The sequence below is a fragment of the Amycolatopsis sp. CA-211722 genome, from assembly GCF_056828465.1.
Genome location: NZ_CP184752.1, coordinates 4,448,832 through 4,471,016 on the forward strand (window position 1 = coordinate 4,448,832; position 22,185 = coordinate 4,471,016).

Here is a 22,185-nt window from a genome sequence, read left to right on the forward strand (position 1 = left end):
GTGAAAGTGGTGATCACGAGGTTCGTGAAGGCCTCCTTCACTACCTTCAGGGTAGGCAAGGAGGCCTTCACGGACCGGGCTTGCGTTCAGCCCCAGCCAGAACGACCACCCCGGCCGAGATGCGTCGACGCGAAGGGGACTTTCCTCGCATGCGACGCGACGAAAGCTCCCTTCGCCCCGTCCGCGTGGGGCTCTCGTGGGCGATAGGGTGGGGGGATGAGTGACGCGGAGACGTTGTTCGAGCGAATCATCGCGGGCGAGATCCCGTCCGAGAAGGTGTACGAGGACGAGACGACGTATGCGTTCCGGGACATAGCGCCGCAGGCTCGGGTGCATGTGCTCGTGGTGCCGAAGAAGCGGTACCGGAACCTGGCCGAGCTGGCCGCGGGCGACCCGCGGCTCCTCGCCGACGTGGCCTCGACGGCCCGCAAGGTGGCGGAGATCGAGGGGATCGCCGAGTCCGGCTACCGGGTGGTGTTCAACACCGACGGCGACGCCGGGCAGACCGTCTTCCACGTGCACGCCCACGTGCTCGGCGGCGAGCAGCTGGGGCATTTCGGCCGCTGAAGCGCGCGCCCCGCGGAAACCGGACTGCGTGCCGGCACCCGCGACCAGTAACATCGAGCTTGTCAGTGTCGTTGAAAATCGCAGCGTAAGCGCAGGAAGTAGGCCCGAGGCCACGTGGCCGGAACCGTACCGGGTGAAGCCGCCCGACCCGACGTTCCCGCGGACGTCATCCCGACGAAGACCGACGAGGCCGCGATCACCGAGGCGGCCCAGTCCCGATTCCCCATCCCCGACGCCGCCGCGCTCAGCCTGCTCGGCTCCAGGGACGAAAACCTCCGCGTCGCCGAGGAGCTCCTCGCCGCCGACGTCCACGTCCGGGGCAACGAGGTCACCCTGACCGGCGCCCCCGCCGACGTCGCCTTCGCGGAGCGTGTCTTCGCCGAACTCGTGACGCTCGCCGGCCGCGGCCAGCAGGTCGACCCGGCCACCGTCCGCCGCACCGTCGGCATGCTCTCCACCGGTGACCACGAGTCACCGGCCGAAGTGCTGAGCATGAACATCATCTCCCGGCGCGGGAAGACGATCCGGCCCAAGACGCTCAACCAGAAGCGCTACGTCGACGCCATCGACAAGCACACGATCGTCTTCGGCATCGGCCCCGCCGGTACCGGCAAGACGTACCTCGCCATGGCGAAGGCCGTCCAGGCGCTGCAGGCGAAGCAGGTCACCCGCATCGTCCTGACCCGCCCGGCGGTCGAAGCCGGTGAGCGCCTCGGCTACCTGCCGGGCACGCTCAACGAGAAGATCGACCCGTACCTGCGCCCGCTCTACGACGCGCTGCACGACATGGTCGAGCCCGAGTCGATCCCGCGGCTGATGCAGGCGGGCACCATCGAGATCGCGCCGCTGGCCTACATGCGCGGCCGCACCCTCAACGACGCCTTCATCATCCTCGACGAAGCGCAGAACACCACGCCGGAACAGATGAAGATGTTCCTGACGCGGCTCGGGTTCGGCGCCAAGATCGTCGTCACCGGTGACGTGACGCAGGTCGACCTCCCCAACGGCCAGAAGAGCGGCCTGCGGGTGGTCCGCGACATCCTCGAAGGCGTCGAGGACCTGCACTTCGCCCAGCTCACCAGCCAGGACGTGGTGCGGCACAAGCTCGTCGGCGACATCGTCGACGCGTACGAGAAGTGGCAGGCGCTGCAGGACAGCAAGGACCAGGGCAGCGGCTGGAAAGGGCAACGCCGTTCATGAGCATCGAGATCGCCAATGAATCGGGCGTGAACGTCGACGAGACCTCCATCGTGTCGGCCGCCCGGTTCGCGCTCGACAAGATGGAGGTCAGCCCGCTCGCCGAGCTGTCCATCCTGCTCGTCACCCTCGAGGTGATGGAGGATCTGCACGAGCGGTGGATGGACCTGCCCGGGCCCACCGACGTGATGGCCTTCCCGATGGACGAGCTCGACTCGTCCCGCCGCCCCGACGCGCCGGACGCCTCGCCCGCGCTGCTCGGCGACATCGTGCTGTGCCCGGCGTTCGCCAAGGACCAGGCCAAGACGGCCGGGCACTCGCTGATGGACGAGCTGCACCTGCTCACCACGCACGGCGTGCTGCACCTGCTCGGCTACGACCACGCCGAGCCGGCCGAGGAACGCGAGATGTTCGGCCTGCAGAAGCGGATCCTCGGCGAGTTCCAGGCGGCCGTGGCCGCGCTCAACAAGCGTGACGCGCAGCGGTCCGCGGACGACAGGCTCCTCGGCACCGCCGGCCTCGACGCCGTGCCCGCCGACGAACCCCCGGCCTAGGCGGCGCCGGAATGGGTAGTCCCACGGCCCTGCTGATCATCGCCATCGCGCTGATCCTGCTCGCCGGGGTGTTCGCGGCCGCCGACGCGGCGGTGAGCACGGTCTCGAAGGCCCGCGCGGACGGACTCGTCCGGCTCGGGCGCCCCGGCGCGCGTCAGCTTTCGCTGGTCATCGCCGAACGCCGCCGTCACATCAACCTGATCCTGCTGCTGCGGATGACCTGCGAGCTGACCGCCACCGTGCTGGTCACCGTCGACATCCTGAGCTGGATCGAGCCGCTGGGGCTCGCCGTCGCCGTCGCCGCCGGCGTGATGGTCGTGGTGAGCTACGTGATCATCGGCGTCGGCCCCCGCACCCTCGGCCGCCAGCACCCGTACCGGATCGGCCTGGTCGTCGCGGGCCCCGTCCGCGTCCTCGGGTCGATCCTCGGCCCGCTCAGCAGGCTGCTGATCGTCCTCGGTAACGCCATCACCCCCGGCCGCGGCTTCCGCGAAGGCCCGTTCACCTCCGAGGTCGAGCTGCGGGAGCTGGTCGACCTCGCCCAGGAACGCGGCGTCGTCGAGGAATCCGAGCGCGAGATGATCCACTCGGTGTTCGAGCTCGGGGACACCGTCGCGCGAGAGGTCATGGTGCCGCGCACGGAGATCGTCTGGATCGAGCACGACAAGACCGTGCGCCAGGCACTCGCGCTGGCCCTGCGCACCGGGTTCACCCGGCTGCCGGTGATCGGCGACTCCGTCGACGACGTGGTGGGCGTGGTCAACATCAAGGACCTCATGCCCGCGTACATGGCCGAGGGTGGCTCGCAGCGGCAGGTCCAGGAGCTGATGAACCCGGCGAGTTTCGTGCCGGACTCCAAACGGCTCGACGACCTGCTCAAGGAGATGCAGGTCTCGCACAACCACATGGCGATCGCCGTCGACGAGTACGGCGGCACCGCGGGCCTGCTCACCATCGAGGACATCCTCGAAGAGATCGTCGGCGAGATCACCGACGAATCCGACACCGACGAACGCCCCGAGGTCGAAGAACTCGAAAACGGCGCGGTCCGCGTGTCGTCCCGGCTCTCGATCGACGACCTGGGCGAACTGTTCGGCATCGACCTCGAAGACCACGACGTGGAGACCGTGGGCGGGCTGCTCGCCGAGCGACTGGGTAGGGTCCCGCTGCCGGGGGCCGAAGCCGAGGTCGCCGGGCTTCGGCTGTTCGCCGAAGGCGGTAAGGACCGGCGCGGGCGGATGCGGATCACCACGGTGGTCGTCCACCCCGCCGACGCGGACGCGGTGACCGACCCTGCCCAGGGCAGGCGCCGGACCCGGGTCCCGCAGCCCGATGAAAGTGACAGGAGTGTCGAACATGCCTGAGCTGGACGCCGAGGACCAGAAGCTGGTGACCCTGGCCAGGTCCGCGCGAGCCCGCACCCAGGCCGCCGAAGGCGCCGCGCTCCGCGACACCGACGGCCGCACCTACGCGGCGAGCACGGTCGACCAGCCGTCGTTCAAACTCACCGCGCTGCAGGCCGCCGTCGCCGCCGCCGTTTCGAGCGGTGCCGAAGGAATCGAGGCCGCCGTCGTGGTCAGCGCCGAAGGACTGCTCAAAGAAGCGTCCGTGCACGCGGTCCGGGACATCGCCGAAAAGGCCCCGATCTATTTGGCCGACCCCAGCGGCAAGGTGCTGAACTGATGGCCGAGCCGCACCGTTCCGGATTCGCCTGCTTCGTCGGACGGCCCAACGCCGGCAAGTCGACGCTGACCAACGCGCTCGTCGGCAGCAAGGTGGCGATCACCTCCAGCAAACCGCAGACCACCCGCCACGCCATCCGCGGCATCGTCCACCGCGACGACGCCCAGCTGGTGATCATCGACACACCGGGGCTGCACCGGCCGAGAACCCTGCTCGGCGAGCGGCTCAACGACATCGTCCACTCGACCTGGTCCGAAGTGGACGTTGTCGGGCTTTGCGTGCCCGCCAACGAAAAGGTCGGCCCGGGTGACCGGTTCATCGCCGCCGAACTCAAGAAGATCGCCAAGCGGACGCCCGTCATCGGGGTGGTCACCAAAACGGATCTCGTGAAGCCCGAGCAGGTCGCCGAGCAGTTGCTCGCCCTGCAGGAGGTCATGGAGTTCGCGGAGCTCATCCCGGTGTCCGCTGTGGACGGTTTCCAGGTCGGCGCGCTCTCGGATCTGTTGGTGCGGCACCTTCCCGAGGGGCCGCAGCTCTATCCGGGCGGCGAACTCACCGACGAACCCGAGCAGACCCTCGTCGCCGAACTGATCCGCGAGGCCGCGCTGGAGGGTGTCCGGGACGAACTCCCGCACTCGATCGCCGTCACCGTCGAGGAGATGCTGCCCCACGAGGGCAGGGACGACATGATCGACGTGCACGCGTTCCTCTATGTGGAACGACCGAGCCAGAAGGGCATCATCCTCGGGCACAAGGGTGAGCGCCTCAAGGACGTCGGCGCCCGCGCCCGGCAGCAGATCGAGGGGCTTCTCGGCTCGAAGGTCTACCTCGACCTGCACATCAAGGTCGCCAAAGAGTGGCAGCGCGACCCCCGTCAGTTGCGACGGCTGGGCTTCTGACTGAACGGAATGTCTCGATTCGGTCGCGGAGACCGGTTGATGGTGTGGAACCGGACGGGTGACCTTAGAGTCTCAACCCTTGACTCCGGTGATCGCTGATCGGGCGGCGCGCCCGGGTCGTAGTTCCACATCTCATTCGTGAAGGGAAAGCGGTAAATGACCGACAACCAGGGCCTGCCCAACTACTCCGGCGACCCTCAGGGCGGTGGAGGCTTCAACAACCCCGGCCCGCCGCCCAACAACAACCTGGTGTGGGCGATCCTCACCACGATCCTGTGCTGCCTGCCCTTCGGCATCGTCGCCATCGTCAAGGCGAACCAGGTGAACACCCTCTGGGCGCAGGGGCAGCCCGCCGCGGCGCAGGAAGCGGCCGACGCGGCCAAGAAGTGGTCGATCATCGCGGCCATCGTCGGTGCCGTGATCGGCATCCTGTACGTCATCCTCGTCGTCGTGCTCGGTGTCTTCGCGACCTCGGTCGACGTGAACACCTACCGCTGATCGAGGCGATCGAGGGGGAGACCTCATGACCGACCAGTACCCGAACTACCCGCCTCCGGGCGGGCCACCGCCGCAGCAGCCGTACTACGGCGGCGTGCCGAACTACGGTCCGCCGCCGGACAACAACCTGGTGTGGGCCATTCTCTGCACGGTGTTGTGCTGCTTGCCGCTGGGTATCGTGGCGATCGTGAAGTCGAGCCAGGTGCAGACGTTGTGGTCGCAGGGCTTCCACGCCGAAGCCCAGAAGGCCGCCGACGACGCGAAGAAGTGGTCCATGTGGGGAGCGATCTCCACCGGTGTGCTCTTCCTGCTGTACATCATCTTCATCGTGGTGATGATCATCATCGGCGCGTCGGCGGGAAGCTTCACGCCGTGACGACGTCCGTCTACACGGGATTCCCGGCGCGCGGGTTCAAGGCGAAGGCCCGCGCGCTGGGGCCACCCCTGGCCATCGCCGCCGGCGCGGGGCTCGGCTGCGTCGTCCTCTGGCTGGGTGATCCCACCACTCCGGGCGGACCGCTTCCGGTCTGTCCCACCAAGACCCTGCTGGGCATCGCCTGTCCGGGCTGTGGCGGCATGCGCATGGTCTACAGCGCGCTGCACGGGGACATCCCCGCCGCGCTGCACTACAACGCGGTGTCCTTTGTGGTCGTTCTGCTGCTCGTCTGGAGCACCGTCGCCTGGGCGGTCGGCAGGCTCCGTGGCCGTGCGGTGAACAGCTGGCTGCACTGGCGCTGGACGCCGCTCGCGTTCGGTGTCGTGTTCGTCGTCTGGTTCGTCATCCGTAACCTGCCTTTCGCCCCGTTCACCTCGCTCTACGTGTGAGTGCCGGGCCGAGGCCCGGATCGTCGGTGGTACCGAGTACGCTCCCGCGCACCGGTCTGCTCGGTGTGTACCCATGCCGTACATTCAGCCCGGGTCGCCGCAACCAGCGAGGGGATTTCGATGACCACTCCCTACGGCCAGCAGCCGCCGGGACAGCAGCCGCCGCCCGGATCCGGGGATGGGCAGCAGCAGTCACCGCTGCCGCAGCAGCCGTTCGGGCAGCCGCCGTCGGGAGAACAGCCTTCGCCGTTCGGGCAGCAGCCTCAGCAGGGTGGCCAGTCTTCGCCGTTCGGGCAGCAGGGTGGCCAGGCCTCGCCTTTCGGGCAGCAGCCGCAGCAGAGCGACCAGCCGTCGCCGTTCGGGCAGCAGGCACCTGGCGAGCAGGCCTCGCCTTTCGGGCAGCAGCCGCAGCAGAGTGAGCAGTCTTCGCCGTTCGGGCAGCAGGGTGGCCAGGCCTCGCCGTTCGGGCAGCAGCCGCAGCAGAGTGACCAGCCTTCGCCCTTCGGGCAACAGCAGCAGTCCCCGTTCGGCCAGCAGCCGGGCCAGCCGTTCGGCGCGCAGCCGCAGTCGCCGTTCGGCCAGCAGCAGGGCCAGCCCTCGCCGTTCGGCCAGGCCGCCCAGTTCGGCCCGCAGACCGACTATGCCCACTGGGGCCTGCGCGCGGCCGGGTCGCTGATCGACTTCGCGCCGATCTTCGTGCTCCCGATCATCGGCGCCATAATCGCCACGAACGCGAACTCGCTCATCGGCGGCATCATCTCCGCTGTCGGCTACCTCGCTGGGATCGGCTGGACCGTCTACAACCGGTGGATCAAGATGGGCACCACCGGCCAATCGCTCGGCAAGAAGATCCTGAAGATCAAGCTCGTCCGCGAGAGCGACGGGCAGCCGATCGGACCGCTGATGGCCTTCGTCCGGGACCTGTGCCACAACCTGGACGGCTGGGTCTGCGGTCTCGGCTACCTCTGGCCGCTGTGGGACGAGAAGAAGCAGACGTTCGCGGACAAGATCCTCAGCACCGTCGTCGTGCCGGGCGAGGCCGACGCCGCGCCCGCGTCGGCGCCGTTCGGCCAGTCACCGGGATTCCCCGCGCCGCCGCAACCGGCCTCGTCGCCGTTCCCCGCGCCGCCCTCGCCGTTCGGCCAGCAGCCGCAACCGCAGCAGCAGCCGTTCGGCGCGCCCCAGCAGCCGTCCCAGCCGTTCGGGCAGCAGCCGCAGGGAACCACGGCGCCGTCCGCGGAGTCCGAGCCTGGACCGGCCCTGGGCGAGGCCGAGCCCACGCAGGTCCTCCGCCCGGGACAGCAGCCTCAGCAGGCACCGTCAGGGTTCGACGAAGCCGAGCCGACGCAGAAGATCACCCCGGAGCAGCTGAGGCAGCAGCTGCCCGGAGCGGATGGGCCGAACGGGCCCGGAACACCGCAACAGTAAGGAAAAACCGGCGGGATCCACCCGTCGGCAAATGCGACAAAAGTGGGGAACCCCGATGACGAACCCGTACGGCCAGCAGCCCGGCCCCGGCCAGCAGCAGCCCTATGGCCAGCAGCCTCAGCCCGGATACGGACCCCCGTCCGGCGCCACGCCCGCGCCGTACGGCCAGCCTTCCGGCGCGAACCCGATGCCGTACGGCCAGCCGGCGCCGTATGGCCAGCCCGCGCCGTACGGTCAGCCCGCGCCCTACGGCGCGCCGGGCGGCATGCCCGGTGGCGGCGGTGACATCAACTCGATCCCGGACTACAAGGGCTGGGCGATCGGCTGCATCTTCCTCTGCTGGATCATCGCGATCTTCGCGATCATGAAGTCCAACGAGGTCAACACCTACAAGATGCAGGGCAACTACGCCGCCGCCATGGACGCGTCGAAGTCGACGAAGACCATGTGCATGATCGCCTCGATCATCGGCGGGGTCGGCTGCCTGTTCTCCATTCTCTGGATCGTCCTGGTCGCCGCGAGCATCTGAGCCCGACCCGAAGCCGAAAGAACGACGAGGACCGTTTTCATGACCAACCCCTACGGCCAGCAGCAGCCCTATGGACAGCCGCAGCCTGGCTACGGGCCGCCCTCCGGCGGCATGCCCGCTCCCTACGGGCAGCCCGCTCCGTACGGCCAGCCTTCCCCCTACGGCGCTCCGGGCGGTATGCCGGGCGGCGGTGGCGACATCAACGCCATCAAGGACTACAAGGGCTGGGCGATCGGCTGCATCTTCCTCTTCTGGATCATCGCGATCTTCGCGATCATGAAGTCCAACGAGGTCAACACCTACAAGATGCAGGGCAACTACGCCGCGGCCGCGGACGCGTCGAAGTCGACGAAGACGCTGTGCCTGATCGCCACCATCATCGGTGGCATCGGCTGCCTGCTTTCGATCGTGTGGATCATCTTCGCCGTCATCCTGGCGACGAGCGCGTCGACCTACAGCTGCTACGGCAGCTACTGCTGATTTCGATTCCGGGGCGCACCACCCCGATGTCGGTCCCAGGTGGGACGATGTCGGGGTGGTGAACCTCTATCGCGACACCGGAGTGGTGTTGCGGACGCACAAGCTGGGTGAGGCCGACCGGATCGTCACCCTGCTCACGCGGCGGCACGGCAAGGTCCGTGCGGTCGCGAAGGGCGTGCGTCGGACGTCATCGCGCTTCGGGGCGCGTCTGGAGCCGTTCGGGCACGTCGACGTCCAGTTCTACACCGGCCGCTCGCTCGACGTGATCACCCAGGTCGAGACGGTCGACGCCTTCGCGCTGCCGCTGGTGGCCGACTACCAGCGCTACACCGCCGCGAGCGCCATCGCCGAGACCGCGGACCGGCTGTCCGCCGAAGAAGGCGAGCCGGTGCTCAAGCTCTACATGCTCGTCGTCGGAGCGCTGCGGGCGCTGGCGGGCGGCGAACGGGACAGTTCCCTCATCCTCGACGCCTTCTTCCTGCGGGCCATGGCCTACGCCGGCTGGGCGCCCGCGATCACCGAATGCGCCCGCTGTGGCCTGCCCGGCCCGCACAAGGCGTTCAGCGTGTCCGCCGGCGGTTCGATGTGCCCGGATTGCCGGGTTCCCGGCTGTGTCCACCCCTCGCAAGAGGTGCTGACGCTGCTCGCGGCGCTCCTGCACGGCGAGTGGCCGGTGGCCGAGGCGTCGCTGCCGGTACCGCGGCGGGACGCGTCCGGCCTGGTCGCGGCCCATCTGCAGTGGCATCTGGAACGCCAGCTGCGGTCGCTGCCCCTGGTGGAGAGGCGTGCGCGGGAGACCAGCACGCAGGCGCAGTAGTGTCGCAGGCACAGAATCACTCGATCAGGAGGCTCGAAGGTGCTGCGCAGGGGACGCGAGAACAAGGCGTCACAATTCGAACTTCGCGCGCCGGAGCCGCATCCGTCCGGTGCCCGGCCGCCGGAGATCCCCAAGGAACTCCTCCCGAAGCATGTGGCGCTGGTGATGGACGGCAATGGCCGCTGGGCCAACCAGCGGGGACTGCCGCGGATCGAGGGCCACAAACGCGGTGAAGCGGTGATGATCGACGTCGCCAGCGGTGCCGTGGAACTCGGCGTCAAATGGCTCTCGGTGTACGCGTTCTCCACCGAGAACTGGAAGCGGAGCCCGGAGGAGGTCCGCTTCCTGATGGGCTTCAACCGCGACACCATCCGCCGCCAGGTCGACTACCTCGGCTCGATCGGCGTCCGCATCCGCTGGGCGGGCCGCCGTCCCAAGCTGTGGGCGAGCGTCATCAAGGAACTGCAGGTCGCCGAGGAGAAGACCAAGCACAACACGGCGCTGAACATGACGATGTGCGTCAACTACGGCGGCCGCGCCGAGCTGGGCGACGCCATGCGCCGGATCGCGCAGGACGTCGCCGACGGGAAGCTGAACCCGGACAAGGTCACCGAGAAGACCATCGGGAAGTACCTGTACCAGCCCGACATGCCGGACGTGGACCTGTTCCTGCGGCCGTCGGGGGAGCAGCGCACGTCGAACTTCCTGCTCTGGCAGTCGGCCTACGCCGAGATGGTCTACCAGGACACGCTCTTCCCCGACTTCGACCGCACCCACCTGTGGCGGGCCTGCCTCGAATTCGCGAAACGGGACCGCCGCTTCGGCGGGGCCATCGACAAGGCTTCCGAAGGGAAGGCATGACTACCGAAGCAGCCGACACGGCGGCGTTGCTGACGTCGGCACGGGAAGCGCTCGAACGCTATCTCGAAGTCCACGTCGACGACGACGGCGCGCTGACCTTCTCGCACGCGGACGTCCCGTGCGTCATCCAGGCGACCCGGCTGGCCGAAGGGCTGACCGTGCTGAGCCTGACCTGCGTCGTCGCCTGGGATCTGCCGGACGACCCGGCGATCGCGGCCTCGGCGGCGGAACGCGCCGGACAGGGCCTGTTCGGGACGCTCGGGGTCGTGCGGTCGGAGAAGGGCATCGACATCACACTGAGGTACGCGTTCCCGGCCGAGGGCATGGATCCCTCGCCGCTCGGAACGCTGCTCATGCTGGTCGTCTCGACCGCGTCGCAGCTGCGTTCGGACCTGCTGGGGACCGCTCCCGGGGAGTGACCGCCGGAACGCTGGGTCACCTGGCATCATCGCGCGCATGGAAACCATTTCCAGAAGCGCCCCGGAGAAGAAGCCGGCCCGGCGGTTCAAGATCACCTCGATCGAGGTGCTCTGCGCGATCCTGCTGATCGCGATCCTCGGGCAGAGCTGGCTCCAGCAGGTGTTCGACGTGCCCGCGCTGCGGACCGGCTCGACCGTGTTCGTCGCCGTCTGCGTGCAGGCGTTGCCGTTCCTGGTGCTCGGGGTGCTGATCAGCGGCGCGATCGCGGCGTTCGTGCCCGCGCGGGTGCTGGAGAAGGTGCTTCCTCGCCGGGCCGGTGCGGCGGTCGGTGTCGCGGGGCTGGCCGGGGTCGCCCTGCCGGGGTGTGAATGCGCGTCGGTGCCCGTCGCGCGGCGGCTGATCGGCCAGGGTGTCGCGCCCGCGGCCGCGCTGACCTTCCTGCTCGCGGCGCCCGCGGTGAACCCGGTGGTGCTGGTCGCCACCGCCGTGGCGTTCCCCGGGAATCCGGAGATGGTGTTCGCCCGGTTCGCCGGTTCGCTCGGCACGGCGATGGTGATGGGCTGGCTGTGGGCGAAGTGGGGCAAGCTCGACTGGATCGCGGAGCGCGCGCTGCGGCGTCTTCCCGAGGTCCAGCACGGCTCGCGCTGGAAGACCTTCGCCGAGACCGCGCGGGCGGATCTGGTCGAAGCGGGCGGTTTCCTCGTGCTCGGCGCGATGATCGCCGCCGCGATGAACGTCCTGGTGCCCGCCAAGTGGTTCGGGGTGCTGGGGGAGCAGATCGTGCTCGGCGTGCTGGTGATGGCGGTGCTCGCCGTCGTGCTGGCGCTGTGCAGTGAGGCCGACGCCTTCGTCGCCGCGTCGCTGACCGCGATGCCGCTGCTGCCGAAACTGGTGTTCCTGGTGGTCGGGCCCGCGATCGACGTGAAGCTGTTCGCGTTGCAGACCGGCACCTTCGGCAAGTCGTTCGCGGTGCGGTTCGCGCCCGTGACGTTCGTGGTCGCGCTGTCGTGCGCGGTGGTCTCGGGTGTGCTGATCCTCGGAGGTGGCGCGTGAAACGCGAGACCCAGAACATCCTGCTGATCCTGCTCGGCGGGGCACTGCTCAAGATCACGATCAACGGTGACTACCTGCGGTACGTCAAGCCCGCGCAGCAGCCGTGGATCATCGCCGGCGGCGCCGTGATGGTCGCGCTGGGCGCGGTCGCGATCGTCCGCGACCTGCTGGCCGCGCGGGCCGCCGCCGCGGTTCCCGGCGAGATCCACGAGCACAACACGCGTTCGGCGTGGCTGCTGATGGTGCCGGTACTGGCCGTGTTCCTGGTCGCGCCGCCCGCGCTCGGCGCCGACTCGGTGACCCGCACGGAAGCCAGGGCGCCGCAAAGCGCTTCGGCGAGCAACGCGGCCGCCTTCCCGCCGCTGCCCGCCGGGGACGTGGTCCCGCTGGAGGTCAACGAGTTCGTCAGCCGGGCGGGCTGGGATTCCAGTGGCTCGCTGAACGGGCGGACGGTGCGGCTGTCCGGGTTCGTCGTGCACAACGAGGGCAACACGATGCTGGCGCGGATGGTCATCGGCTGCTGCGCCGCCGACGCGTACCCGATCACCGTGCGGATGGTGGGCGAGGGCGTGTCGGGCTTCGGGAACGACACCTGGCTGGAGGTCACCGGGACGGTCGTGCCGGGGACCGCGGTACGGGAGAACAGCTACATGCCGGATTTGACGCTCACGTCGGTGCGGCAGGTGCCGGCGCCGAAGGACCCGTACGAGTACTGACCCGGATGCTATGAACGGTCCGTTCCTTGCAAATTTTGCAAGGAACGGACCGTTCATAGCGCTCGTCAGTGGTTCGAGCAGGTCCCGACGATCTCCACCGTGTGGCTGATGTCGGAGAACCCGTGCTCCGAGGCGATCTTCTCGGCCCACCGCTCCACCGCGGGTCCTTCGACCTCGACGGTGCTGCCGCAGATCCGGCACACCAGGTGATGGTGGTGGTGCGACGAGCACCGCCGGTAGATGGCCTCGCCGGTATCGGTGCGCAGGACGTCGATCTCGCCCGCCTCCGAGAGCGACTGCAGCGTCCGGTACACCGTGGTGAGACCGATACCGTCGCCGCGTTTGCGCAGCTCGTCGTGCAGTTCCTGGGCGGAACGGAAGTCGTCGATCTCCTTGAGCAGCTCGACCACGGCGGCCCGCTGTTTCGTCGACCGGCGTCCCGGCACCGGCGCGGAACTGTTGGCCGTCGTCGGACTCATGCTCACTTCCCCTCCTGAACGTGGGCTACGGCGTCCACCACGATATGCGCAAGGTGATCGTCGACCAGCCGGTACACCACCTCTCGGCCGCGTCGCTCACCCTGTACGACACCCGCGGTCTTCAGCACGCGCAGGTGCTGGCTGATCAGCGGCTGCGCGACATCGAGCGTGTCCACCAGTTCGTGGACGCACCTGTCCGCGTTACGCAGCTGCATGACGATGGCGATGCGCACCGGCGCGGCGAGGGCCCGGAGCAGGTCACCCGCGTCCGCGAGGACGGCGGGCGAGGCCGAGGTGGCGGGTTCGGCGGGGGGACGGGCCGACGAATGCGGTCCGGGGTCTTCCGTGAGGCCCGCGGCGGCAGAGTCCGGGGTCACCGTAGCCATCGCCGCCTCCATGTCCATCATGATTTCCGAAGTCATTGCCAGTAACAGTCCGGTCCATCTTAGTGTTCCCGCCCCGGGTGGTCTGTTCGCCGACCGGGGGACCACTTGGCGGCGGCGTTACTGCTCCGTTCGGGTGACTTCGCGAAGAAATGACCATTCCGCTTCGCATGTCGTCGCCAACGGTGCAAGGTTGTCGCGGAGCGTTTCGTCGCTTCTCGCTGACGACCGCGCTCTGAGCGCCCGGAGAAGGCAGTGGGGAGACATGACTCGTTTCGTGACGAAGCTGGCCGCCGCGACGGCGGCCATCGCTTTGGCGTCGGTTCCGGGGCTCGCCTCGGCGCAGACGACGCAGGCCGTCGATGAGAAGACCGGCCCCGTGTCGTTCGCGAACGTGGCGTCGGTGCGCATCGGGAACCCGGGATCGCTGATCACCGAGACCCAGCGTTCGCCGTTGACCCCCGGCCAGTCGAAACTCTCCCCGGACCGCACCGTCGTCCCGCGTGACGCCGGCGAGCAGAGCACGCTCGGGGACAAATGGGCCATCAACCTGGGCCGGTTCGGCGCGCAGAGCCCGTTCCCGGCCGGGATCGCCGCCCGGGATCACAACGTGGTCGCCGCGCTGCAGCAGACCACCGTCCCGACGGCGGTCGCGGAGACCAACTACGCCCTGATCGACAACGGACGCGGCGGAGCGAAGCCCGTCGACAACACCGTGCTGGTGCTCGAAGGCGCGAAGAGCTCCGTCGACTGCGCCGCGCCGGGCAAGGCGTCGTCGTCGACCAGCGTGGGCAAGATCTGGGTGCGGGGCGAGAACGGCGACCTCAAACCGTCCGGCGCCTCGGGTGTCGACGTCAAGGGACTCCAGCTCGGCCCGCCGTCGATGATCAAGAACGAGAACCTCAGCAAGGAGAAGACCACCTCCGACCTGACCGTGACCCGGGTGACCGCCTTCGACCAGCTCATCCGGCAGGACGGCTGGCGCGCCGGTGACGTGACCGCGGTCGCGGGGTGGAAGGTGGACATCGTCACGCACGTACGTGACGCGACGGGCAAGGATCTGCGCGAGGCCCGCACGACGGTCGTGCTCGGCGGCGTGAGCTGCGCGATCCCGAAGAACTTCGTGGCGAAGCCCGCCGGCGGTACGGGAGCGGGCGCGGCGCCCGAGCAGCCCGCGGTGCCGGGGACCGTGCCCGCGGGCGGTATCCCGCCGCAGGCCGACGACTCGACGCGGACCGTGGTCGGGCTCGGACTGCTGGGCGGCGGCATCCTGATCGGCGCCGCGGCCATGCTGCTGCTCCGCCGTCGCAAGCCCGCGCCGCTGCGGGAGAAGTAGCCGCCCGTGCGGCCCTGGCTGGCGGCACTGTCCGCCGTCGTCACCGCGATCGCCATCTCGGCGGGCGTGGTCGTGCTGACCTGGATCCCGCCGGAACCTGCGGCGGTCTCGCTCGCGGAACCCGCGGTCATGCCCGGCGAGGACGGCGCTCCCTTGGCGCTGCCCGCAGACAGCTCGAAACGGGGGCAACGGCCCGGCACGATCCGCCTGCCCGATGGCGGGTCGGCGAGACTCGTCCGCTCCGAGGTCACCTCCCAGGGAGTCCTCCCGATCCCGCGCGGCCTCGGCGACGCGGCCTGGTGGGGTGCGCGCCCGGGCGCCGAAGCGGGGACATCGCTGATCTCCGGGCACGTCAACTGGGGTGGCGTCAAAGGGCCGTTCGACGAGCTGTGGCGGATGCGCCAAGGCCAGGAAGTGGCCGTCAGCGACGCGGCGGGCGGCATCTGGGTCTATCGCGTGCGTGAAGTCGTCACCGTGCACAAGAACGACCTGCCCGCGCAGGCGGCGAAGCTGTTCGCGCAGAGCGGGCCGCACCGGCTGGTGCTGGTCACCTGCGGTGGTGACTACTCCGGGGGAACGGACGGCTACCGGGACAACCGGATCGTCGTCGCGACCCCCGTTTCCGGCCCGCCCGCCTGATCCCCGCGTTTCGTCCTCTAGTTGCGGTCCTTGCGTGTGCCACTACCGCAACTAGAGGACGAAACGCGGGGAAGTCGGTGCAACCTCTCGCGGTTCGCGTCGCGTGTCTAGCCACACCGGCCGCTCCGGCGGCCAGACGCGAGCAAGGAGTAATACCCGATGGTGGGACGGTTCGACGACAGCACGGCGAGCGTGGGGCAGCCGAAAAAGCGCTCCAGCCTGGGGTTGATCCTCATCGGCGCCGCGATCTTCGTGGTGGCGGCCGTGGTCGCGGTGCTGGTTTTCACCGGAAAGAGTGATCCGGTGGTCGCGGCAGGCCAGGACCAGGCGGGCACGTCCGCCGGACAGACCGCGCAAGCTCCGGCCGACACGGGACAGGCGCCCGGCACGGTCAGGCTCCCCGGTGGCGGCACGGCGAAACTGATCCGCAAGGAACTGACCGCGGACGGGACCCTCCCCATCCCCGAAGGTCTCGACGAAGCCACCTGGTGGGGCGCGAAACTGGGCGCCGACCAGGGCGCTTCCCTGCTTTCCGGGCATGTGAACTGGAAGGGGGAGAAGGGCCCGTTCGACGAATTGTGGCGGCTCAAGACCGGCCAGCGGGTCGACGTCGTCGACACCGACGGCGGCAAGTGGGTCTACCAGATCGGCGAGGTCGTCACCGTGCACAAGACGAAGCTCGCCGAGCAGTCGGAGAAGCTGTTCGGACCGGACGGGCCGCATCGGCTGGTGCTGGTCACCTGCGGTGGCGAGTACGTCGGCGGAACCGACGGTTACGAGGACAACCGCGTCGTCACCGCCTCGTTGGTCAGCAGGCCCTGAGCGGTCCGACCTCGCCGGAGGTCGTGCGGGGACGGGCGGTTAGTCTTGTCCTTCTAGCCCATACCCGTCCCCGCATGCTTCGGAGCGTGGAGTGCCCGCCAACACCATTGAGACCGTCGTCAGCCTGTGCAAGCGTCGAGGCTTCGTTTTCCCGTGTGGAGAGATCTACGGCGGTACCAAGTCGGCGTGGGACTACGGGCCCCTCGGTGTCGAACTCAAGGACAACATCAAGCGCCAGTGGTGGAAGACCGTCGTGCAGAGCCGCGACGACGTCGTCGGCCTCGACTCCTCGGTGATCCTGCCCCGCCAGGTGTGGGTCGCGTCGGGTCACCTCGACGTCTTCACCGACCCGCTGATCGAATGCCTGTCCTGCCACAAGCGTTTCCGCGCCGACCAGCTGGCCGAGGACTTCTCCGCCCGCTCGGGCAAGGAGGTGTCCGAGGACGACCTGTCCGAGGTGCCGTGCCCGAACTGCGGCACCCGCGGGCAGTACACCGCGCCGCGTGACTTCAACATGATGCTCAAGACCTACCTCGGCCCGGTCGAGTCCGAGGAGGGCGTGCACTACCTCCGTCCGGAGACCGCGCAGGGCATCTTCATCAACTTCCTCAACGTGCAGACCGCGGCGCGCAAGAAGCCGCCGTTCGGCATCGGCCAGATCGGCAAGTCGTTCCGGAACGAGATCACGCCGGGCAACTTCATCTTCCGCACGCGCGAGTTCGAGCAGATGGAGATGGAGTTCTTCGTCGAGCCGGGCGAGGACGAGACCTGGCACCAGTACTGGATCGACGCGCGCACCGAGTGGTACAAGGACCTCGGGATCAAGGCGGACAACCTCCGGCTTTACGAGCACCCGAAGGAAAAGCTCTCCCACTACTCGAAGCGCACCGTCGACATCGAGTACCGCTTCGCGTTCAACGCGGGCCAGGAATGGGGCGAGCTCGAAGGCATCGCGAACCGCACCGACTTCGACCTCACGACGCACTCGAACCACTCCGGTGTCGACCTGTCGTTCTTCGACCAGGCCACGAAGCAGCGGTTCCGCCCGTTCGTCATCGAGCCCGCGGCCGGTGTCGGCCGGTCGATGATGGCGTTCCTCGTCGACGCCTACCACGAGGAAGAGGTGCCGAACGCCAAGGGCAGCACCGACACCCGCGCGGTGCTCAAGCTGGACTACCGGCTCGCGCCGTTCAAGGTCGCCGTCCTCCCGTTGTCGCGCAACGCCGACCTCACGCCGAAGGCGCGCGACGTCGCCGCGGCGCTGCGCAAGCACTGGAACGTCGACTTCGACGACGCCGGCGCGATCGGCCGCCGCTACCGGCGTCAGGACGAGATCGGGACGCCGTACTGCGTCACCGTCGACTTCGACTCGCTCAACGACCACGCGGTGACCGTGCGGGAGCGCGACACCATGGCTCAGGAGCGGGTCGCGATCGACAAGCTGGAGTCCTATCTGGCGGGGCGGCTGATCGGCGCCTGAGTTCCGCTTTCGTAAGTACGTGAAGGCCCCCTTCATTGCGCTAGACGCGGTGAAGGGGGCCTTCACGTACTTACGCCGCTCCGCCGCCGGGCCAGTGCCATGAAAGGGTCGTTCAGGGCGTTTCTTGTCCTGAACGACCCTTTCATGACACTTGGAGCGGGCGCGAAGGGAGCTTTCCCCGCATCGGATGCGGTGATGGGCCCCTTCAGCCCGCGCGCGCCCCACCGAGCCAATGCCATGAACGGGCCGTTCCTTGCCAAATTTGCCAGGAACGGCCCGTTCATGGCCTTCGGGAGCGGCTCACCCCTGACAACTGTCACCCCCAGGTCGTGACGCGCGGCCCAAGGTCGAGGCGCCCCCGCGGGACAGGCTTGAGGCATGCGAGAACAAGACATCACCGCGGGGGCGGCGGTCCGGCTTTCCGGTCTGCGTAAGCATTACGGCGACGTCCACGCCGTCGACGGCGTGGACCTGACGATCGCGCCGGGCGAGGTGGTCGCCCTCCTCGGCCCCAACGGCGCGGGCAAATCCACCACGGTCGACATGATCCTGGGCCTGAGCGTGCCCGACAGCGGCATCGTGACCGTCTTCGGCCGGGAGCCGGGTGACGCGGTCGGCGACGGGATGATCGGCGCGATGCTGCAGGGCGGCGCGCTCGTCGAGGATCTCACGGTCGCGGAGACCGTCGGCATGGTCGCGGCACTGCACCGCCGTCCGATGCCCGTGCGCGAGGCGTTGCGCCGCGCCGGGATCGAGGACCTCGCGAACCGGCGCTCGACCAGGCTTTCCGGTGGGCAGAAGCAGCGTGTGCGGTTCGCCGTCGCGCTCGTGAGCGATCCCGATCTGCTCATCCTCGACGAGCCGACCGCCGCGATGGACGTCGGCACGCGCCGCGAGTTCTGGAAGTCCATGTACGAGTACACGAACTCCGGCCGCACGGTCCTGTTCGCGACCCATTACCTCGAAGAGGCCGAAGAGTTCGCCGACCGTGTCGTGCTGATGCGGTCGGGCCGGATCGTCGCGGACGGTTCGGTCGCGCAGGTCCGTGCGCTGGCCGGGGGACGCACGATCCGCGCGGTGGTGCCCGCGGCGGCGGAGCCGGTGATCGCGGCGCTGCCCGCGGTCACCGGCTTCGAACTCCGCGCCGGCCGCGTGGCGATCTCCAGCTCCGATTCCGACGCGACGCTGCGGGCGCTGCTGAGCCAGGTTCCCGAAGCGCACGACATCGAGATCAGCGCCGTCGGCCTCGAAGGCGCGTTCCTTTCCCTGACCACCAGCGAGGAAGCCGTCCGATGAACCCGACCTATCTCAAGACCGAGATCGTCCGCACCTTCCGCTCGACCAGGTTCGTGCTCTTCGCCGTCGCCTTTCCGGTGCTGATGTTCTTGTTGCAGGCCAACGTTTTCGCCGCGGGCGAAGGGAACATCGCGGGCGTGATCATGGTCAACATGATGGCCTTCGGGGCCTTCTCCGCCGCGATGACGAGCGGCGCGAAACTCGCCATCGAGCGGTCCACCGGCTGGCAGCGTCAGCTGCGGCTGACCCCGTTGACCGGCGCCGGTTACCTCGGCGGCAAGGCGCTCTCGGCGATGCTCGTGGCGCTCCCGTCACTGCTGGTCGTCCCGCTGGTCGGGGTCCTCCTCGAAGGCGTCCACCTCGACGCCGCCGGCTGGCTGCGGCTCGTCGCGGGTGTCTGGCTCGGCACCATCCCGTTGGTGCTGCTCGGCCTCCTGCTCGGCCAGTTCGGCACGCCGGAGTCGATGCAGCCGCTGAACATGATCGTCATGATGGGCATGGGTTTCCTCGGCGGCCTGTGGATCCCGATCGACGGGATGCCGTCGTGGATGGCCGACATCGCCCAGGTGACGCCGACGTACTGGCTGATCCAGCTGGTCCGCCCGGTCGTCACCGACCATCTCACGGTGAGCCTCCCGGCCGCGCTCGGTGTGCTGGCGGCGTGGACCGCGGTCCTCGGGGCGCTCGTGATCAGGCGTTACCGTAAGGACAGTGCGCGGGTCTGAGAAGGGTGAAGCGGTGAACGGGTACCCGGGCAGGGTCGAGACGGGCTTGAACAGCCGGGCGAACTGGTGGGCGGACATGCCGCCGCGCCTCGGCCGGGGTCCCCGGCCGAGGCGTTGGGTGTTCTTCGCCCTCGCCTTCATCGTGCCCGGCTTCGTCCCCGCGGCGGTCGATCTGGCCACCGACGGGGCGACCGCGAAAGAGCTGGTGATCGCCGTTCTCCTGCTCTTCTACGGCGCCTGCTACGTGCTGTTCCCGCTGAGCCTGCGCCCTTCCCGGCGGAAGACGACCTACGTCTTCTCGGTGCTGATGCTGCTCGTCGGTCTCGCGCTGGTGTTCCTGCACGGCAACAACCCGTACGTGCTGATCTACGCGACGGCGGTGCTGGCCTTCACGCTGCCGCCGGCGTGGTCGCTGATCCTCGACGGCGGTGCCCTGCTGCTGGTGCTGGCCGTCCACCTGATCATCGGGAAAGACGACTTCGGCGACCTGGTGGCGGTCGCCTCGATCACCGCGGCGATGTTCTTCATGGCGAACCTGGTCCGCGCGGTGCGGAAACTGGAGGCGGCGAACCAGGAGATCGCGACGCTCGCGGTGGCGGGCGAACGCGAGCGCCTGGCCCGGGATCTCCACGACATCCTCGGCCACAGTCTCACCACCATCACGGTCAAGGCCGGGCTCGCCCGCCGGATACTGGAGAGCGGCAAGGACGACGCCCGCGCGCTGCAGGAGATCCGCGAGGTCGAGGGCCTGACCCGCAGCGCGCTCTCGGACATCCGGGCCACGGTGTCGGAGTATCGCGAGGTTTCCCTGTCGGCGGAGGTCGCCGGGGCGCGGGCGGCGTTGCGGGCGGCCGAGATCGACGCCGATCTGCCGCACGCGGTGGACAACGTCGATCCCGCCCTGCAACGCACTTTCGGTTACGTGCTGCGGGAAGCGGTCACCAACGTGATCCGGCATTCCGGGGGAAAGCGGGTGAAGGTCCGGTTCGGCAAGACCTGGCTGGAAGTCGAGGACGACGGTGACTCCGGTGACGCCCCGGTGGGGAACGGCCTGCGAGGGCTCACCGAACGGCTGGACGCGGTCGGCGGGACCTTGACCGCCACCACGCTGCCTGGGGGAGGATGGCTCGTCCGGGCGGAGGTACCCGAATCCGCCTTGCGGAGCGGCGCGCCCGCGCCACTCTCCGAACCCACTGGAGGCTGCGCGTGATCCGGGTCCTGCTCGCCGACGACCAGGCGATGGTGCGCGGGGCGTTGGCCACCGTGCTCGGCCTCGAAGCCGACATCGAGGTGGTCGCCCAGGTCGGCTCGGGCGACGAAGTGCTCCAGCGGGCGAAGGAGACCGCCCCGGACGTCGCGCTGCTCGACGTCCAGATGCCGGGCAAGGACGGCCTCGAAGCCGCCGCCGAGCTGCACGGCGCGCTTCCGCTGTGCCGGATCATCATCTGCACCACCTTCGGCAGGCCCGGTTATCTCTCGCGGGCGATGGCCGCGGGCGCGGCGGGGTTCGTCGTCAAGGACGCTCCGCCGGAGCAGCTCGTGGACGCCGTCCGCCGGGTCCACGGCGGGCTCCGGGTGGTCGATCCCGCGCTCGCCGCGGAATCGCTCGCCACCGGTGCGAGCCCGCTCACCGGGCGCGAACACGATGTCCTCCTGGTCGCCAAGGACGGCAGCACGGTGGCCGACATCGCCCGTGCCCTGCACCTCTCCGAAGGCACCGTGCGCAACCATCTTTCGGCCGCGATGGGCAAGACCGGGGCGAGGACCAGGGCCGAGGCGGTGCGGCTCGCGGAAGAGCACGGCTGGCTCTGAGATCGGCTCCGCGCTCTGCGAGAATCACCCGCGTGAGTACCGCCGAACGGACGAAACCGACTCGCGCGAACTGGGTGCGCCGGATAGTGGCGGGATTCCTGCTGGTCGTCGTCGCGGTGATCGGCGGAACGGCGTTCCGGGTCTGGGAGGTCGCGCGCGAGGACGTGCGCGACCGGGCCGACGTCATCGTGGTGCTCGGCGCCGCCCAGTACAACGGCAGGCCGTCGGAGATCTTCCAGGCCCGGCTCGCCAAGGCGAAGACGCTGTACGACCAGGGCGTGGCGAAGGTGATCGTCACCGCGGGCGGCAAGAAGGCCGACGACAACTACACCGAGGCGCACGCGGGCGCGCAGTGGCTGCGCAAACGCGGCGTTCCCACGTCGGCGACGCTGCCGGTGGGCGAGGGCAGCGACACGCTGCGGAGCCTGCGCGCGGTCGCCGCGCAGGTGCAGAAGCGAGGCTGGAAGACGGCCGTGCTGGTCAGCGACCCGTGGCACTCCTTCCGCGCGCGGGTGATGGCGGACGACCTCGGGCTCGAGACCTGGACTTCGCCGACCCATCGCGGCCCGATCGTGCAGACCCGCGAGACGCAGGCGCGGTACATCGTCCGTGAGACCGGCGCGCTGCTGTACTACCGCCTGACGAAGTCGCCAGCGGACAGTCTGTTCGGTACCGGCGAGGTCTGA

The 22,185-nt window shown here is 69.0% G+C and carries 29 protein-coding genes; 26 read left to right on the plus strand and 3 right to left on the minus strand.

Annotation, left to right across the window (positions count from 1 at the left end; translation table 11 throughout):
* Positions 1–216 precede the first annotated feature (216 nt).
* The 9 genes from ACOCEP_RS21485 to ACOCEP_RS21525 all read left to right on the plus strand — a co-directional run bounded on the left by ACOCEP_RS21485 (position 217) and on the right by ACOCEP_RS21525 (position 6,223).
* Positions 217–567, plus strand: coding sequence for a histidine triad nucleotide-binding protein (locus ACOCEP_RS21485; RefSeq protein ID WP_192745785.1), 351 nt, complete (start codon positions 217–219; stop codon positions 565–567).
* Between the two features lie 114 nt (positions 568–681).
* Positions 682–1,767, plus strand: a complete 1,086-nt coding sequence (locus tag ACOCEP_RS21490; RefSeq protein ID WP_482330772.1) for a PhoH family protein — start codon at positions 682–684, stop codon at positions 1,765–1,767.
* The gene (gene ybeY / locus ACOCEP_RS21495) at positions 1,764–2,318 is read left to right on the plus strand and encodes an rRNA maturation RNase YbeY (protein ID WP_126729494.1); all 555 of its coding nucleotides are present in this window, start codon (positions 1,764–1,766) and stop codon (positions 2,316–2,318) included. Before ACOCEP_RS21490 ends, ybeY begins: the two co-directional genes overlap by 4 nt.
* Before the next feature lie 11 nt (positions 2,319–2,329).
* The gene (locus ACOCEP_RS21500) at positions 2,330–3,682 is read left to right on the plus strand and encodes a hemolysin family protein (RefSeq protein WP_482330773.1); all 1,353 of its coding nucleotides are present in this window, start codon (positions 2,330–2,332) and stop codon (positions 3,680–3,682) included.
* Positions 3,675–4,001 (plus strand): cytidine deaminase, encoded by a 327-nt coding sequence (locus tag ACOCEP_RS21505; protein WP_482330774.1) that lies wholly within the window; start codon positions 3,675–3,677, stop codon positions 3,999–4,001. Before ACOCEP_RS21500 ends, ACOCEP_RS21505 begins: the two co-directional genes overlap by 8 nt.
* Complete coding sequence (gene era, locus ACOCEP_RS21510) at positions 4,001–4,900, plus strand: GTPase Era (RefSeq protein WP_016332464.1); 900 nt, start codon at positions 4,001–4,003, stop codon at positions 4,898–4,900. The genes ACOCEP_RS21505 and era overlap by 1 nt, the downstream gene beginning before the upstream one ends.
* Before the next feature lie 156 nt (positions 4,901–5,056).
* Complete coding sequence (locus tag ACOCEP_RS21515; protein WP_482330775.1) at positions 5,057–5,398, plus strand: CD225/dispanin family protein; 342 nt, start codon at positions 5,057–5,059, stop codon at positions 5,396–5,398.
* Positions 5,399–5,423: 25 nt separating this feature from the next.
* Positions 5,424–5,774, plus strand: coding sequence for a CD225/dispanin family protein (locus ACOCEP_RS21520; protein WP_482330776.1), 351 nt, complete (start codon positions 5,424–5,426; stop codon positions 5,772–5,774).
* Complete coding sequence (locus tag ACOCEP_RS21525) at positions 5,771–6,223, plus strand: DUF2752 domain-containing protein (RefSeq protein WP_410648984.1); 453 nt, start codon at positions 5,771–5,773, stop codon at positions 6,221–6,223. The genes ACOCEP_RS21520 and ACOCEP_RS21525 overlap by 4 nt, the downstream gene beginning before the upstream one ends.
* 192 nt (positions 6,224–6,415) lie before the next feature.
* Here the strand turns inward: ACOCEP_RS21525 and ACOCEP_RS21530 are convergent, their stop codons facing one another.
* Entirely contained in the window at positions 6,416–6,871 is a 456-nt protein-coding gene (locus ACOCEP_RS21530) for a hypothetical protein (protein ID WP_482330777.1), read from the minus strand.
* 48 nt (positions 6,872–6,919) lie between these two features.
* On the opposite strand from ACOCEP_RS21530, the gene ACOCEP_RS21535 reads away from it, so the two are divergent.
* Genes ACOCEP_RS21535 through ACOCEP_RS21570 form a run of 8 tightly spaced genes read left to right on the plus strand, consistent with a single transcriptional unit; the run spans position 6,920 to position 12,527 of the window.
* On the plus strand, positions 6,920–7,651 hold the full coding sequence (locus tag ACOCEP_RS21535) for an RDD family protein (protein WP_482330778.1): 732 nt from the start codon (positions 6,920–6,922) through the stop codon (positions 7,649–7,651).
* Between the two features lie 55 nt (positions 7,652–7,706).
* Positions 7,707–8,180 (plus strand): CD225/dispanin family protein, encoded by a 474-nt coding sequence (locus ACOCEP_RS21540; protein ID WP_482330779.1) that lies wholly within the window; start codon positions 7,707–7,709, stop codon positions 8,178–8,180.
* Positions 8,181–8,219: 39 nt separating this feature from the next.
* Positions 8,220–8,660, plus strand: a complete 441-nt coding sequence (locus ACOCEP_RS21545; RefSeq protein ID WP_482330780.1) for a CD225/dispanin family protein — start codon at positions 8,220–8,222, stop codon at positions 8,658–8,660.
* Positions 8,661–8,715: 55 nt separating this feature from the next.
* Positions 8,716–9,477, plus strand: coding sequence for a DNA repair protein RecO (recO, locus tag ACOCEP_RS21550; protein ID WP_063274618.1), 762 nt, complete (start codon positions 8,716–8,718; stop codon positions 9,475–9,477).
* Between the two features lie 39 nt (positions 9,478–9,516).
* Positions 9,517–10,338 carry an isoprenyl transferase gene (locus tag ACOCEP_RS21555; protein ID WP_465528314.1) on the plus strand — a complete coding sequence of 274 codons (822 nt, stop codon included), beginning with the start codon at positions 9,517–9,519 and terminating at the stop codon, positions 10,336–10,338.
* Positions 10,335–10,757: a hypothetical protein gene (locus ACOCEP_RS21560; RefSeq protein ID WP_005158775.1), complete on the plus strand. Its 423-nt coding sequence runs from the start codon at positions 10,335–10,337 to the stop codon at positions 10,755–10,757. Before ACOCEP_RS21555 ends, ACOCEP_RS21560 begins: the two co-directional genes overlap by 4 nt.
* Before the next feature lie 37 nt (positions 10,758–10,794).
* Positions 10,795–11,811, plus strand: coding sequence for a permease (locus ACOCEP_RS21565; RefSeq protein ID WP_482330781.1), 1,017 nt, complete (start codon positions 10,795–10,797; stop codon positions 11,809–11,811).
* On the plus strand, positions 11,808–12,527 hold the full coding sequence (locus ACOCEP_RS21570; protein WP_482330782.1) for a TIGR03943 family putative permease subunit: 720 nt from the start codon (positions 11,808–11,810) through the stop codon (positions 12,525–12,527). Before ACOCEP_RS21565 ends, ACOCEP_RS21570 begins: the two co-directional genes overlap by 4 nt.
* Positions 12,528–12,592: 65 nt before the next feature.
* Here ACOCEP_RS21570 and ACOCEP_RS21575 read toward each other — a convergent pair whose 3' ends face one another.
* Both ACOCEP_RS21575 and ACOCEP_RS21580 read right to left on the minus strand, forming a co-directional pair.
* Entirely contained in the window at positions 12,593–13,006 is a 414-nt protein-coding gene (locus tag ACOCEP_RS21575) for a Fur family transcriptional regulator (RefSeq protein ID WP_034316411.1), read from the minus strand.
* A gap of 2 nt (positions 13,007–13,008) precedes the next feature.
* Positions 13,009–13,392, minus strand: coding sequence for an ArsR/SmtB family transcription factor (locus ACOCEP_RS21580; RefSeq protein ID WP_482339783.1), 384 nt, complete (start codon positions 13,390–13,392; stop codon positions 13,009–13,011).
* 262 nt (positions 13,393–13,654) lie between these two features.
* On the opposite strand from ACOCEP_RS21580, the gene ACOCEP_RS21585 reads away from it, so the two are divergent.
* The 9 genes from ACOCEP_RS21585 to ACOCEP_RS21625 all read left to right on the plus strand — a co-directional run bounded on the left by ACOCEP_RS21585 (position 13,655) and on the right by ACOCEP_RS21625 (position 22,185).
* Entirely contained in the window at positions 13,655–14,725 is a 1,071-nt protein-coding gene (locus ACOCEP_RS21585) for a hypothetical protein (RefSeq protein WP_482330783.1), read from the plus strand.
* 6 nt (positions 14,726–14,731) lie between these two features.
* Positions 14,732–15,364 carry a class F sortase gene (locus ACOCEP_RS21590; protein ID WP_482330784.1) on the plus strand — a complete coding sequence of 211 codons (633 nt, stop codon included), beginning with the start codon at positions 14,732–14,734 and terminating at the stop codon, positions 15,362–15,364.
* A 159-nt stretch (positions 15,365–15,523) separates the two neighbouring features.
* Positions 15,524–16,186 carry a class F sortase gene (locus tag ACOCEP_RS21595; RefSeq protein ID WP_482330785.1) on the plus strand — a complete coding sequence of 221 codons (663 nt, stop codon included), beginning with the start codon at positions 15,524–15,526 and terminating at the stop codon, positions 16,184–16,186.
* Positions 16,187–16,277: 91 nt separating this feature from the next.
* Entirely contained in the window at positions 16,278–17,666 is a 1,389-nt protein-coding gene (locus ACOCEP_RS21600; RefSeq protein WP_034316415.1) for a glycine--tRNA ligase, read from the plus strand.
* Positions 17,667–18,044: 378 nt separating this feature from the next.
* The gene (locus ACOCEP_RS21605; RefSeq protein ID WP_482330786.1) at positions 18,045–18,962 is read left to right on the plus strand and encodes an ABC transporter ATP-binding protein; all 918 of its coding nucleotides are present in this window, start codon (positions 18,045–18,047) and stop codon (positions 18,960–18,962) included.
* Positions 18,959–19,687, plus strand: a complete 729-nt coding sequence (locus ACOCEP_RS21610; RefSeq protein ID WP_482330787.1) for an ABC transporter permease — start codon at positions 18,959–18,961, stop codon at positions 19,685–19,687. Before ACOCEP_RS21605 ends, ACOCEP_RS21610 begins: the two co-directional genes overlap by 4 nt.
* A gap of 13 nt (positions 19,688–19,700) precedes the next feature.
* The gene (locus ACOCEP_RS21615; RefSeq protein WP_482339784.1) at positions 19,701–20,897 is read left to right on the plus strand and encodes a sensor histidine kinase; all 1,197 of its coding nucleotides are present in this window, start codon (positions 19,701–19,703) and stop codon (positions 20,895–20,897) included.
* The gene (locus ACOCEP_RS21620) at positions 20,894–21,499 is read left to right on the plus strand and encodes a response regulator (protein WP_482330788.1); all 606 of its coding nucleotides are present in this window, start codon (positions 20,894–20,896) and stop codon (positions 21,497–21,499) included. The genes ACOCEP_RS21615 and ACOCEP_RS21620 overlap by 4 nt, the downstream gene beginning before the upstream one ends.
* A gap of 32 nt (positions 21,500–21,531) precedes the next feature.
* Positions 21,532–22,185, plus strand: a complete 654-nt coding sequence (locus ACOCEP_RS21625; RefSeq protein WP_482330790.1) for a YdcF family protein — start codon at positions 21,532–21,534, stop codon at positions 22,183–22,185.